Here is a 15,837-nt window from a genome sequence, read left to right as displayed (position 1 = left end):
CGTCGGAAACCGCCGCGTCGGCGGTCGCCGTCGCATGCTCATCCGGTGCGGGTGTGACAGGGGGGTGAAGCCGAGATGCGAACGCTGTCACTGCGACCGCGCGGCAACCTGACGGTGGGCAGCCGGGGAAGCGTCGATGGGTCGGCGTGCGCCAGCGCGCCGTCGTCGAGCAGCGGATAGCGGGAGCGGCCCGGCATGGACACCCCCATTCCTGACTGGTTGAACCACATCTTGAACTTCTTCGTCGGCGCGACCTGGCCGACGGGCAGTGAGAGCGGGATGCGGGCGCACTCCGGGGAGTGGGAGCACCTCCGGGACGTTCTGGATGCGGCCCGGGAGACGCTCGTGGCTGAGCGTTCTCGGGTGCCGGACGTGTTGAGCGGGAAGTTCGCCGACGGCGTCACGGAGTCGCTGGACAGCCTCGTCGATTATCTCGACCAGTTGCGGTCGACTGCGGAGAGCATGCGCAAGGACCTGAAGAACGGTGCGGCCGAGCTTCAGGAAAAGAAGATCATGCTGGTGGTGCAGTTGGCGCTGTTGGCCATCCAGTTGGCCTGGCTCATGGCGTCGCTGTTCGGGGCGTTGGCGATTCCGTTGGTGGTTGGTGGGTTTCGCGCCATCATCACCGCGATTCTTCGCAACCTCTTCGTCGAGGTCGGGCAGGAGATCGCTCAGGAGCCGCTGCTGATGATCGTGATCCAGGCGGCGCAGGATGCCGATGGGGTGCGGGAGGGCATCGACTGGAACGCGATCGAGAAGGCTCTGATTCAGACGGTGATCGCGGGTGCGGCTGCCGGTCTGACCAATTCCGCTGCTTCGGGTGTCGTCGACTGGGCGGCGGGGAGGATCGCCAAGGTCGACCGGGTGGGTGCCGACGGCACGCTCTACATCACCGATGGTGTGTTCCGGGCCGGCGCTCTCTTCACGAAGGGCGGGGCGCAGGCGGCTGTGGCGATGCCGGCCGAGGCCGCCGGACAGGCTGCGGTGGGGGCGCCGATCGAGTGGCGGTGGGGGACGGCGACCAGCGCTTTCGTCGGTGGCCTGTACGAGGGCAACGCCTCTACTCCGGGGCAGTTGGCCGACGGCCTCAATCTGCCGTACCGCAACGGGTACGACAAGGCGGCCCCTCTGGGCGGCGACGGGCAGCAGGGCGGTGGCGACTCCGGCGTCAACAACGAGAAGGGGGCGCCGCCGACCGAACCATCCCCCTACTCCGTCGTCGACAACAACAACAGCGGTATCGACCGGGACAACGAGAAGCCGACGAGCGAACCACCCGCCTACTCCGTTGACGACAACAGCAGCGGCATCGGATGGGACAACGAGAAGCTGATCGGCGACGAGAAGAGTGACGCCGGGACCGGAGACACGTCGCCCACCATTGATGAGGTTCGGCAGTCCCTCCTCGGGCACAGCGGTGTCGGCGCCGGGCTGGGCGCCGGGCTGGGCGCCGGCGCGTCGAGCGCAGCGGATCAGCAGGCGTCGACAGACGCGGGAACCGGCGGCATTTCGGAGGGTAGTGCGGCAGGCTCCGGCGTTCAGTCGTCCAACGGCGACGCGGGCGCGGCCGTCAGTCGTGGGGCGGGGGTTGCCGATGGCGTGGCGAGTGGGGGTGTGGCGGACGGCCGTGCGGCGGCTGGGGGCGTGGCGAGTGGTGGTGTGGCGGACGGTGGTGTGGCGAGTGGTGGTGTGGCGGACGGCCGGGCGGCGGCTGGCGGCGTGGCGAGTGGTGGTGCGGCGGACAGCCGTGCGGCGAGTGGTGTGGCCGACGGCCGTGCGGCGAGTGGTGTGGCGGACGGTGGTGTGGCGAGTGGTGGTGTGGCGGACAGCCACGCGGCGGCTGGCGGTGCGGCGGCTGGTGGTGTGGCGGCTGGTGGTGTGGCGGCTGGTGGTGTGGCCAGTGGGGGTGTGGCGGACGGCCGTGCCGCGAGTGGTGGGGCAGACGGTGGCGTGGCGAGTGGGGGTGCGGCGGACGGTGGCGTGGTGGACGGGGGTGCGGGGCAGGGTGCCGGCAATTCCGTAGGCCAGGGCGGGACGAATGTGGCCGGCGGTGTCGCGGCCACGCCAACCGGCGACGGCGTCGCTGACCGGTCGGGCGGCGGGCTCGGCGATGGTTCGGTTGTCGGCTCGAACGAGGATGCCGGCCGCTCGTCGGTCGGTTTGCCGCCCGAGACCACGGTTGGTGGTCAATCCGGCGAGGCCGCCGAGAGGGGCGGCGCTGGCGTCGGCGGTGAGCAGATCACCAATGGCCAGTCCGCGGCCGGAGCCCCGGAGACCGATGGTGCTGGTGGTACCTCGCGGGGTGGTGCGGGGTGGGGTTCGGAGCAGGTCGACGGTGGCGTGGCGTCGTCGGGTGGCGTGGCGTCGTCGGGTGGTGCGGCGTCACCGGTGGGTGACGCTGGCGGTGCCCGAGGGGAGGGGCAACAGCGCGCACAGGTGGGCGCGGGCCAGACGCTCGATGGCGGCGCTGCCCGATCGGGGTCTCCGACCACGGTGGTCGGGGGCGACGGTATTCCTGGGGCCGACCGGGCGACCACGGACCCGGGCAGCTCAACCGACCTGCGGACCGTTTCGGACCCGGGTGCTCAGCAGGCACTGGGATCCGGCACCGACCGGTCGGACGGGGCGGACCCGGCTCTGCCACAGTCCGCAGAGGCCTCGGTGGGCAGGAGCGATCCCCGCAGCGGCGATGTGGAGCGCCTGCTGGCCTCGTCGACCCAGGATGTGTCGCACGTGGTGGCGAACACCCGCGCCGCGTTCGAGGGTGCGCGGGACGCGATCATCGGCGCGCTCCAGGCGTCGCCGCCGGACCGTGCCCCGGAGGTGGCGGCCGCCCGCGACGCCGTCCGGTCGGTCCAGCAGTCGCTGACGCACCTGGAGGAGTCGCTGCCGAGCCTGTCGAAGCAGCAGGCGAGGGCCGACATCGCAAGGGTGTTGACCGCCTACGACTCGGCGCACCAACAGGTGCGCAGCGTCGCCGGCGCGGCGCTCCTGCCGTCGGTCGACACGCTTGTCGGCCCGAGCCGCCCGGAGGTGGTGGGCGGAGACCGCTCGGCGGTGCCGACGTCATCCGATCAGCTGTCCCATCCGGTTGCTGCCGACCGGGTCGAGCCAGCGCAGTCACCGACCAACGAGCCGGCCAACGAGCCGGCCAACGAGCCGGCCATTGAGCCGATCAGCGAGCCGGCCGGCATGGGCCCGGTCGGGCAGGGGTCGGACGGGGTCGCCCCGGAACGCGGCGACGTGGATCGGAGGTTCGGCTTCACCAACAACCCCTGGGTGTACCTGCAGACGAGCGTGCAGACCAACTCCGTCGCCCGGGTGGACCATCTGGTGCCGGCGACCATCGGCGGCGTGCGACGCGCCGCACAGGAGGTCCTGGACCAGCTCGGCGGGTTGGCGGATCGGATCGAGTCGGCGTTGCGGGAGGCGCTGATTGACCAGGCTGGCACGGCGGACGGCCCGGCCCGCACCGAGCAGGTGGAGACGGCCAGGGCGGTCCTCGACGCGGCCCGGCAGGGGCTCGCCGGTGTGGTCAGCTCGGACCAGAGCCGTTTGGGGCCGGCACGCGAGCACTTCCGCGACGCGCTGCTCCAGGTGGACCATGCCCGCTACGAGGTGAACCGGGCGACCGGCGCGGAGACCGTGCCGACGGTGGAACACCTGCGGGGCGCGGCGACGGAAACACCTGACACCGACGTGACCCCGCGCTCGTCCGGCGCGCTGCCGACGTACACCGTGGGTTTGGCCCGTGTCGACGACGCCGCGCAGCTGGTGGCGGCGCTGCCGGGCAACGCGCAGGACATCGTGCAGGCGTTCGTGTCGCTCCGGGACGACCGGCTGGATGACATCAGGACCGCTCTGGGACAGCCGGGCTCGTCGGCCGCCTTGTCCGCAGTCACCGCGTTCGACCGGCGACTCTTCGCCCTGGAAGCGGGCATGGCCGGCATGTCCGAGCAGACGCTGAGGGCTGGCCTCGTCGACCTGGTACGCGACTATCGGGTCGCCCAGGGCCGACTGCTGGCGCTGACCGGTGACCGGGACCTGCTCCCGCCGGTCGAGGCGATGCTGGAGTCGCCGGCCTCGGACGACGACACACCGACCGGCAAGGGGAAGGGCAAGGCGACATCGAACACCCGTGACGCCGGGGGACAGGGCTCGTCGGCGACGGGGGGCGGTGGGACTGGCCGGCCGTCGAGTCAGGGCGGTGGCAAGGGCGCGGACGGTCCAGGCGGTGGGGCTGGCGGGCCGTCGAGTCCGGGCGGTGCCAAGGGCGCGGACAGCCGGGGCGCTAGCCGGGACGGCGGTGAGGGATCCACCCCTGCCCCGCGTATTCCCGAAGCCTTCGCCGATCATCCCCAGGACGGCGAGCTTTACCCCAATCCGGAGATCCACGCGATGCTCCGGGAGACCAAGCTGCTCCTGAGTTCGGTGCTCGAACCCGGGCAGCGGGACGCCCAGCACTTCGCCGACAAGGCCGACAAGAGCCTCCGGGACCACCGGGACGAGGTACGGGCGGCGACGCAGGCCAGGAACGACCTGACGAGTGCCGAACAGACGGTGCGGGACCGGCAGCAGCAGACGGATGCGGCGGTGGGGGCGCTGCAGGTCAGCCAGGGCGAGGTGGCCGCGGCAACGAAGGCGCTGGCGGACGCGACCGAGCAACTCGCAGAGACCGAGCGGCAGCACGACGCCCTGCGGGAGACGCGGGCGGACGCCGAACGGGCCCGGGCCGAAGCCGAGGCCGACCGGGCCGCCGCGCGAGCCGAGATCACCAGGCTGGAGGACGAGCGGGACACGGCGCAGGACCGGTTGGAGGAGATCGAGGAACAGCTCGACAACCTCAGCCAGGAGAGCCTCGCGACGTTCGCCCCGGATGAGCGTGTCGCCGGTCAGCGGCGGCGCATCCACCTCATCGCGGAACAGGCCCGGCTCAACGAACGGCTCGACGCGATCGTTGGGGAGGCTCGGCAACAGGGCGCCCGGGGCAGAGCAGCCGACGCCGCCCTCACCAAGGCCAGGGCCACGATCACCACGACGGACAAGAGCCTGGAATCGGTGACGGAGAGCCTGCGCGAGCAGCGCGCCGCCCTGGACGGGGACGACGGCCTGCGGGCACGCCTGCGCCATGCCGAGGAGGAGCACGCCGAGAACAGGGCCACCGCCCAGGCCGCCACGGCGAGCCGCGACGAGGCCGCCGCGCAACGGGATCTGCTGCGTACCGAGGTCGAGCGCCTGCCCTCCGAGACGGACCTGGCGAACACCACGACCCGCCTGACCCGGGTGGCCCGGGACGCTGGCATGGTGCGTGACACGGCCACGGCGCGGGCCGACGATGCCCGAGAGGCTCTCAACGAGTGGCAGGACATCGCCGACGAGCGCGAGTCGGACCTGACGATCTTCGGCGATCGTGACGAGGCCGAAGGCGACCGTAGCTACCTGAGTATCGGCGCCGAGGGCGTGATCACCGAGCAGGCCGCGGCTCGGATGCGGGAGCTGGCGATCGCTGCCGTCCGTCCGCTGGGGCGCTGGACTCAGGAGGCGGAGATCCAGGGCGACATCGCCCGCCTGACCACACCCATGGCGTTGGTGGATGATCTGCCGTCCTCCACCGGGCGCAGCGGCTCGGTACAGGTGGTCGGAAGCGGCCGCCACGCGGTACGGCTGACGTTCCACTCGACGCTCACCCGACACGACGAGCGGGACCTCGCCCCGGACTACCCGCCGCCCGCGGTCAGCCAGGGCGAGAAGAGGCGCTTCTCGGATGTCTCCTCCACCAGTAGCCACAGCAACATCAACTACCGCGACCTGCCGCTGCCCATCCAGGAGTTCCTGGGGCTGGGGACGACCGGCCCGCTGCGGGTGCTCAACGTGTCGGCGGTGCCCCGGCTGACCCACAACCGGCAGACCCGCACCGCCTTCGTCGAGACCGGCACGGGGCCGGCGACCATCGAGCGACTGCGGGAACCAGGACTGGCGCACTTCTACACCTGGGAGATGAGGGTCACGGCGGAGCCGGCGAGCCGCCCGCCCCAGCTGGTCACGCCGCCGGGACGACCCACTCTCGACGATCCCGACGACCCGTGGCAGGACATCGAGGCCGACCCGGAGTCGAACAGCGTACGCGAGCGGTTGGTGGTGTTCTTTCCACAGCACATCGCCGTGCCGGATCCTCCGGAGGACACCACAGTGGCGAACGACGCGGCTCTCGCCTCGTACCCGATGTCACTGGACACGCTGCACGACCCAACGGAGCTGCCGCTGCGCATCCTGAGCGAGTTGCCCGGTCTCATCGCGGAGGCGCGCGCCCGGAGCAGGGCCGCCGGGGGCAGGAACGCCGGCGGTCGGCGCGCCGGCCGTGGCGCGCCGGCCGTGCGCTCGCCCCGCCGTGGTCGCCGGCTCGGTGCCCGGCGGGGGCACCGCTCGGGGCTGCTCAACACGAGGTCGCAGAAGCACATTTTCAGCTTCGCCGGACACGGCAACATGCACAACGTCTTCCAGCGGGTGCGCGACGGGGCTGCCTACAGCGACCCGATCCACGACGCGAACGGCAGGCTGCTCGGCGTCCTGCGCCTGACGGGAGTGCCGTTCAAGGACGACACCAGCCGTATCGTCAGCCGGGCCAGCGACAACTCGCTGGAGTTCCTGACCGAGGCGCAGATGACCGAGCGGGGATCGGTCGTGCTGCGCAACGCTCTCGACCTGCCGGTCAGCGGAGGCGTGACACTCCTGAATCCGACCGAGGAGACCAAGACTCCCGGCACGTTCCTGTCGGGTGGCCCCTCGGTCACCCTCGGCCTGGGGACCGGTGTCACCATCGGCCACAACAGCGGGGCTGTCTCGTTCGTGGGCCGCGGGTTCCGGTCCGGCCGGGAACCCGACCCGAAACGCCCCGGCATGGCACCCGACCCCACGGCCACCAAGGCGATCCGACGGGGCATGGTCGCCGACGTCGGCATGAGGTGGAAGCTCGAACTGATCACCGGCGGGAAGGAGCGGCACGCAGCGCCGCCCTCCCGTACGTGGTCCGGGAACTCCGCCGGCCATGGCGCCCGGGTGCGATACCTGCCGTACACGCTGCGCGACGCGGACAAGGTTCGCCACCCACCGCGCGGCGTCGTCGACGGTGACGGGCCCGGCATGGCGGTCTTCAAGAACTTCACAGTGGCTCCCCAGGGGACCGCCGCGGATCCGCGACCGGACCTGGACATGCAGGTGGAGGACTACCTGCGCAGCGAGGGGTACCTGCCGAAGACCGCGCCGGCCACCGAGCTGTTGGCGAAGAACCACAGGCGTCTGCTGGAGACCAGCTCCGGCGCGCACCGGATCGGCATGATCGGTGCCCTGCGCGGCACCGGCCTGTGGGTGCCCTACGACAAGCTCACCGCCTCCGGGACGCACAGGAAATGGATCAAGTACTTCGTCCCCGCCGACCAGGACCCGGAGGTGGGGTACGAGGGCCTCACCGACGAGCTCGGCGCCAACATGACCATCGACTCGTTCTTCCGGCTGGACAGCTTCCGGTCGATGTTCCGGTCCAAACGCGCCGCGCTCGACGGCAACCTCAGCCTGCCGGTCCGGAAGTGGCTGAAGAACCTGCTGCCCGGCTGGACGAACTCGGTGCTCAGCGGCACCGTGATCGGCAAGACCTGGGAGAACACCACCTCCCTCGGGTACGGCCAGGTCCCTGGTCGGTCGGTGGTCCTGGACACCGAGCAGGACCAGGCGATGCACAAGTTCGTCCTCTCCACGAACCTTCGCGCCGAGGCCTACGACGAGGGCCACGACACACCGGACGAGACGTTCGCACCGGGGGACCAACCCGTCTCCTACGAGGCGTGGGTGCCCGACATGCGTGTGCTGAGCGCACCCGCGACCCGGCGTGAGCCGATCAGTCACCGGACCCTGACCGACTTCGACCGAGCCATGCTGAGCGTCGGACCCAGCCTGCCGAACCTCGCGGGCATCGACGCCGTCCGCGGCAGCGCCGCGCTCGACAAGATGTTCGCGGAACTCGCCACGAGCCAGTTCGCCCCGCTACAGGAATGGCTCAGCAACCTTCCGGACATACTCGTCGCACGGTGGTCGAAGCTGATCGGCAACAACCCCGGGTGGCCGACCACCCTGTCCGCGCACACCCGCCGGGTCTTCATCAGCGAGGAGCGGCTGCTGGCGGTGATGGACGTGGCGCTGCGCGGCGCGCACTCCTCGGAGCAGGCATTCGAGCCGGGCCTCCTCGCCGACGCGGAAGGCCGGCACGAGTTGCAGGCCTACATCCATCAGGTGCCCCGGTACGTGCCACAGCCCCGGGACTACGAGCTCTACGTGGAGGACGGGATCCCGGTCACCGGCACCAGCGCGTTCACCCGGAGCCGGGAGGAGACGCGGTACCACAGTGGAGGCGCCAATGTGGTGCACCCCCATGGCAACGCGCCGAGTGCCACGTACCTCACGTCCACGCGTGAGCGCGTCAGCGAGACCAGGACGCTGGCGGGCACCGACTACCGGATCAACAACATCAGCGCCCGCGTCTACACGATCACCATCCCGGTCACGATGGTCGGAACCTTCACCGGCGCCTCCCGCAACCTGGTGAGCAGCCTCCGCTCACTCTTCGGCGGGATGTGGGAGGCCGCACTGCCGGCGACGGCGTCGGACAGCGCGATCGACGTCGAGGACGGCATCCAGGCGCTGGTCAGCATCCTCGACATGGCGACAATCTGGCGGGATCTCGAACGGTCCTGGCCCGACGTCGACCACTTCGCCGACACCGACGGCACACCGGCCGACTTCCAGCGGCCTGTCGACTTCATCGCGGGGCTGCCCCCCGCGCTGCACGCCCAGGTCAAGGCCGCCCTCGACCTGTTGCCCCCCGAGCCGGGCGAGAAACCGGGCCCGGACGCCGTGTACCCACCACGACGGATCAGCCAGCGGATGGGCCTGGGTGACGCCTCGGTGCTGGACATCAGACTTCCCGCCGGTCGGGAGCTGCTGCACCACACGCTGCGCAGCCTGAAGGCGGACGCCGACGGCGCCACCGACCTGGGTTCCAACAGCTACTCGGCCGGGCTCTACGACTGGATCACCCTGCACGCGTCGAGCATCGTGACGCGCGGCGACATCCGCCGGTACTTCAGCTCCGGGCCGTCCCCGTATCCGGTGGTGGTGACGCGGTTCCAACGCGCGATCACCCACCTGGGCGGCACCATGGTGGTCGACTACAAACTGCTTGCCCGCCCCGACCCACTGCACGACGAGCTGCGGCTGCACGGACGGAAGCTCCCCCACCAGATCGACCCCTCCACGACCGGCGCCGTCGACGAGAACGGCCGCCCCTTCGATCCGGCACCCGCGCCGGAGTCCGACATGGAGATGCACGGTACCCACCTGGAGTCCCGGGGCAAGGCGAGGCAACGGGTGAAGTCGCACACCGGTCGCCTCTCCGGCCCCGTGCACACGAGGGCGCAGCGGAACAGACCGGTGCGACTGATCGGGGGGACTCCGCAGATCGAGCTGTCTCGGCAGCGGAGCGAGGCCGACCTTGAACGGGACCGGCAGGAACCGCGGGTGATCACCAAGTCCAAGGGTGGGCTGGCCCGCATGTACTACCCCTTCGAGATCAGCGTCGACGTGCAGGTGATGACACTGAAGGATTGGCTGATGACGGCGATCACGCCGACCATCTTCTCCTGGGCGAAGTCGCTCTGGACCAATCCGGCCGGCGAGGCGGGTCAGCGGTCCTGGCTGAAGGCTGGCGCCGTGCTGGAGTTCATGGCGGCCGACGGTTCCACCCAGCCGCTGGTGCCGGACGGTACGGGACGCCCGCCCGGGGTCACGGTGTTGCACGGCGACCCGGCGGGGCGGGAGACCCTGCACGGGGTCCGGATCAACCCGACCTCCCGGGTCAACGAGATGGGCGCGTTCACCCTCGGCGTGCTGCGGTCCTTCCGTCCCACCGAGGGGTTGGGACCAGAGTTCCGGGTGAGCTGGTTCAGCGGCCTCCCCAAGCTGCAGGAACTGGTGCTCGAGGTGCTTCCCGGCGTCAACCAGTGGGAGCTCACCGGGTTCGTGGACGGGGAGGTCGGCGGCGGCAACCTCTACTCGTTGCTCAAACGCGGCGGAGTCAAACAGACCTTCCCGAGTGGAGGGCTGGGCGTCGGTGTCGACGGCACGTTGACCATCAAGACGATCGCCGCGTCGCCCTGGCGGCTTCCCGCCGAACAGCACAAGCCCAACCCCGGCGACCCCGATGTGCCTGTCGACTTCGTGCCCGGCCACGACACCAGCGCGGTGTTCGAGTACTTCCCGATCGTCGGCAAGGTCCTGACCTCCACCAGCCAGGTCGAGCAACGCGTGACCGTGGCACTGGCCCCGCTCGTCTCGCTGAACCAGGGCGACGGGGTCCGCGCGGCGAGCAACCCCACGGTCACGTCGCGCCAACTGGACTCCGGCGACGCGTCGGGCGACGGCGGCGGTGGCACCAGCTCGGCGGGTCGGCCGGAGTTTGGTGTGGCCCCGGGTGGCCAGAGCTTCATCAACTTCACCATCCTGGGCGTGTCGTTCATCGGCTCCGAGACCATCGGCGCAAGCACCCAACTGCGCTGGTCGGACCGGCGCGGCCGGCGGTTCGCGCCGGCCGCGACCGGCTCCCACGAGGAGAAACACCCGGTCGTACTGCGTCAACGCGACGTGCTCCTGGAGATCACCGGCGAGACCTCGACGGTGTCGAGCGTCGTCTGGGAGGGCATCGTCGACACGGTCCGCGACGCCAGCCAGACCGTCGGTGACGCCGCCAAGTGGGTCGAGGACCGGCTCGGCTTCGGCGGGTCCATCGACGCCCTCGCCGAGCGGCTGAGCCCGGATGCCCCCGTGGGGAGCAAGACCACGCGGACCCGGCTGATCGCCGGCACCGTGGAGACCCGGATTCCGTTCGCCCTGGTGGACCCCGGCAGGCAGGTCGACGCGGGCGTCTACCTGCCGGGCGCGGCCGACCGTGACACCCATGTGGACGCCATCGAGGGGCTGCGGGGTCATCCGGACGCGCCGATGGTGATCGGCCGCGGCATCACCGTGGACGGCACGACCACCATCGGCGGCCGGACGGCCGCGCAGGTCCTGGACACGTTGGAAACGGCGGGCGTCTCCCGGAGGTCGCCCCTGGTCGTGTTGGCCGGGACGGACCGGGCGTTCGTCGAGGAGCTGTCTCGCGGGTGGGTGGGTCCCGTATTCGCCAACCGGCATGTCGTGGTCGACAAGGACGGCCAGGTGCTCGGCTACACCGACGAGGAGGTCCGCGAGGGCCTGCGAGCGGCGCACAACTGGGAGGAGTTCCAGGGTGGTCGGTTCCGCAAGCAGCTTCCCTCGCACAACCTCGCCGACGTGCTGGCTGAGCGGTACGGCGCCGACACCCGACCGCCGGCTCCGGTCCGTACGGAGTCGCAGCCGGTGTCCCTGACGGCACCGTCGGCCAGCCGGCCGCTACCGCCCGACCACCAGCCCTACGAGGGCGCACGCAAAGCCGACGGTGTCGGGAAGCCCAGGGGCATCCTGAAGGCCGGCAGCAGTGGGAAGGCCGGCGACAGCGGGAAGGCCGGCGACAGCGGGAAGGCCGGCGACAGCGGGAAGGCCGGTGGCGCGGGGCGGCAACGGAGGGTGCACTGGGCCTTACCAGAGGATTCCAGCGCGGCTGCCGGCTTGTCCACCGGCTCGTCCACCGGCCCCTCCACCCCAGGGCCGGGGGGTGGTGACCTGGCCGGTGCGACGCCTGCCGACCGCGGCGGGTGGACCGAGGTCGGTCCGCCCCGTGTGGCGAGCGAGGTGCTGACCAGGCACCCGTATCTGCACGGGAGCGGAACGGACCCCACCACCTCGCGGACCGACTGCGTCTTCGCGTCGATCGTGACGGACCAGCGGATACGCACGCGAGGACAGGGCTCCTTCGTCGTCCCGGAGTCGGTGCCGACCGAGGTGGGCGTGTTGTCCTGGTACGCCGGGCATCCGCTGCGGGACGTCACGGGCTTCGACGCGGTCACCGAGGCGATGCGCGACGCGGCGGACGGCGCCGCCGGCATCGTCATCGTCAACGGCGCCGACGGCGAGGTGGCGCACGCGTTCAACGTGTTCCGCGACGACGACGGCGAGGCCACCTACTGGGACGACCAGACCGGCCAGCCCGCGACGGCACCCCCGGATCCGTCCCGGATACGGTTCGTGGCCACCACCGAGGGCGTACCCGATCCGACCGCACCGCCGGCCGCACCGCCAGCGGCGGACACCACCGCGGTCCTGGCGGGGACGTCTGCCGAAGAGGGGTCCGCCGCGCCGGCCCAGTGGCCGGACGACGGGTTCGTCAACAATCCCGACGAGTTCCGGGCCGTCGAGGACGACGTGCGCCACCGTCTCGACGTGGGTGACGATCCCCTCCCGTACCGCACTCGTGGTGCGCTGTCCGGCCTCGCGCCCGGCGCGGACGCCGCGCTGACCCTGACCCTCGGCCTCGACCCGGCGGATTCGGCGCGTGCGTTGATCGACGGCGTCGCCGTGGCGGCGCGGCTGCGTCGACCGGGGAACGTCACGATCGCGCCCGACGGCAGCACCGTCACGATGCGGATCACCGACGACTCCGCGGACACCTGGACCGACCTGCGGGAGCTGGTCCGCCACCTGCGCTCCGCCGGCGTACGACAGGTGCACGGTGGCATCGAGGCCGCTCTCGACTCCGCTGGCGACACGCAGGGCCTGGCCACGCTCGTCGACGGGTACGCAGCCGAGTGGGGCGTGCTGCTGGCGGCCACGGCCGATCCGCACACGGCGCCCGGTGCCCTCCTGCTCACGCCGGACGCGATCACCGCGCGGATGCCCGCCGCGCGGCTGGATCTCGGCACCATCCAGGCGCAACTCGCCCTGGTGGTGGCGGTGCGGGCCGTGGACCACACCTCGATCGTGGCACCGCCGGGCCCCAGCGCCGTTGCCCGCCCGTCCGCCGCACGGGCCCTGATCGACCAGGTCGGGGCCGGGCCGGCACACCGACGTGACCTGGCCCGGCTCTTCCACCTCGGCGGCCGGGTCGGCCGGGACGACGAGACGCGGTCGGAGCCGGCCACCGTACCCCTGGAGGGGTCTCCGGCCCTGACCGGTGCCGGCCTGCGTCGGTTGTTCGGCGAGGTCGTCGCCGCGGGTCGCGTCGTCGACCCGGCTGGTCGGGTGACGGTGGCGGACTGTCTCGCGGTGGTGCAGGCGCTGGTGTCGCGGCTGTTTCCGGGTGGCCCTCTGGCGCATGCGGTCCGGGTGCCTCGGACGAGGGACGACACGGATCTTGGTCGGCCGGCGGAGGCGTGGCTGGGGGATCGGCGGGACTGGGAGCGGTTCGACGGCTGGGACGGGCTGACGGCGCGGCTGGGCGCGGATGACCTCGGCCGGCGTTCGGTGGCGGTGGTGCTGGTGGAGCGGACGCGGTCGGGGTTCGGGCACGTGTACGCCGCGTATCACACGGCGGACGAGGGTGTCCTGTGGCTGAACCTGACCGATCCGGGTGCGGTGCCGCGGGTGGGTGCGCCGCAGGAGACACCGGGGGAGTACGACGCGGACGTCCACGCCCGTGCGTTGGTGATCGGTCCCGACGGTGTGGTCCGCGGCGGGGACACGTCCCGGCGGCCGCTGGCCGAGGCCCTGGTGGATCCGGTCGGCAGCAGGGGGTACCGCGGCGGCGGGCTGGAGGGTGAACGCACCATGCCGATGGACCTCTACGGCGACACCCCGGCGCAGGCGGAACCGGGCAGCATCATCGCCCGTGCCCGCGACGGCAGCTTCCACATCGAGGTGGAGACGAAGCAGCTGAACTACGCGGCCCAGGAGGCCGAGGACGGCGAGCCCCGCGGATACCTGCTCCCCGGCGATCCGGCCGGCGGCGCCCCGGTGTGGATAGCCGTCCCCGAGCTGGTCACCGGAATCATCAGGAACCTTCCCGGCGAGCAGGGCCGGATCGAGGACACCGAGGACTTCTGGCGGCAGCTGCAGGAGCTGGAGGACCGGTTCGAGGCGGTCCAGGGGCCACCGGGCCTGCCCACGACCGCCCTGCCCGCGACCCTCGCCTCCGCCGAGGTGGCGACCGCACCGTTGGCCAGCGGGACGATCGGCCGGCCGCCGCACGGTGACGACGGTGGTTGGCACTGGCACATCTCCATGGGTACGCCGACCGAGGGCCTGCGGCGGTTCCTGGCGCACGTCGCGGAGCGCACCTGGCGCGACAGCTCCGTCACCTACGAGTCAGCCCCGCTCGGCCCGCTCGCCTACCGCTCGAAGGAGAACCAGCAGGACGGGATCGACTTCGGCGAACGCGAGGCAGAGCACTTCCTGCGGTACTTCGCCGAGGCGGGCCGGGTGCCCACCGCCCGGGTGCTCGACGCGATGAAGGGTGTGCTCGCGCTGGTGTACGCGCACACGGCCGGGGCCGCCGAGTACCTGCTCGCCCCGATGAGCCTGACCAAGGCACACGTCGCCGCCCTGTCCCGGCCCGCGCTGGGCCTGTACGTGCGACAGTTGCCCTGGTGGGCGCGGCTCTACCTGAGCGACCAGGCGGACGCGATCCACAACCGCTTCGCGCGGTTCTACCTCGACCACAACGACGGCTACCTGGACCGGCTCGCAACCGTGGCCGGCGCGATGGTCGGTGTGCAGTTGCCGAGCGGCCACCAGCCCTGGACGGCGTCCCGCTCCAGTCCACTTGTGTCGCCGATGGTGTACCTGCTGTCGGCGCTGCACGGGAGAATCATCGACCAGGAGGACGTGTTCCCCGGGATGACGACGCACGACCGGCTCGACACGGCGGACGGCAGCCTTTCGGTCGAGCTCGGAGTGGTGGAGGTGCGGTCGTACGGGGCCCGTCGGGGCACTGTCGCGCAGGCCCGCGTGTGGTATCAGGAACTCGCCGAGCTGGCTCGCGACCTGTACCTGGAGGCGAAGGACCTGCCACCGCTGCGGGACGAACCGCTGCCGGAGGCAGGGCCGACCACCACCGCGCAGGCGCGCCCGGTCACGGCACCGCTGTTCGAAGCCGTCAGCCGGGCTCTCGCCGACGACCTGCCGGGCGCGCTCGACGCGCTTGAGCCGGCCCGCCGGCACCTGACGGTCAGACAGCGGGCCCAGTGGGCCAGGCAGCTGACGTCGCTGCACCACACGCGGATCGTGGCGGACGGCCCGGGAGCCGGAAATCCGTTGCTGGGTCTCGCCGCCGAGATCACGCTGCCACTGATCAGCCTCTGGCTGCGCGCGCCCACCTGGGCAACCGCGACGCGGGAGTGGCAACCACTCAACGACATCCTCGCCGTCGACGGCGGCCGGCAGCTGGTGCCCTTCCTCCAGGGGAATCTCCTGCCGGACGATTTCGACGACCCGCCCTGGCAGACGGTCGGCGGTGGCGGCGAGGCCGCGCGTCAGGCCGCGGCCGCAGTCATCGACCTCGCCAGTGCGGGCGTCGGGAACGAGGCGCTGGCGCTGCTCGCCGCCGACGGTGCCGAGGCCCGTCGGAACGCGCTGCGCGACCTGGTGGCCAAGGCCGACCCGGATGAGTACGACCGGCTGCGTCCGCTGGTCGAGGTGGCCGCCCCGCCCGCGGCCGACGTCGCGATGCTGACGGCGCTCGGTCACGCCGCCAGAAACGACGTCGACGCGGCAGAGCTGATCATTCAGCAGACACTGCACCAACTCGACTCCCCGTCCCGGACCTACTGGACCCGTCGACTCGGCCAGCTGGCTGAACGCGGCCCCTTCGGTCTCTCCGAGGTGGACCGGCTGATTCTGCTCATCGCCGACGCACCGGAGACACCGTGAACGACTCGG

General features: G+C 71.5%; 1 protein-coding gene. It reads left to right on the top strand.

Annotated features, from left to right (window positions below):
- Positions 1-219: 219 nt before the first annotated feature.
- Positions 220-15,828, top strand: a complete 15,609-nt coding sequence (locus ACGFIQ_RS22235; RefSeq protein WP_393246433.1) for a toxin glutamine deamidase domain-containing protein — start codon at positions 220-222, stop codon at positions 15,826-15,828.
- The last annotated feature ends 9 nt before the right edge of the window (positions 15,829-15,837 follow it).

The sequence above is a fragment of the Micromonospora sp. NPDC048898 genome, from assembly GCF_043198035.1.
Lineage (GTDB): Bacteria > Actinomycetota > Actinomycetes > Mycobacteriales > Micromonosporaceae > Micromonospora.
Note: the sequence above shows the minus strand (reverse complement) of the source record. Positions and strands in the feature narration are given on the sequence as shown.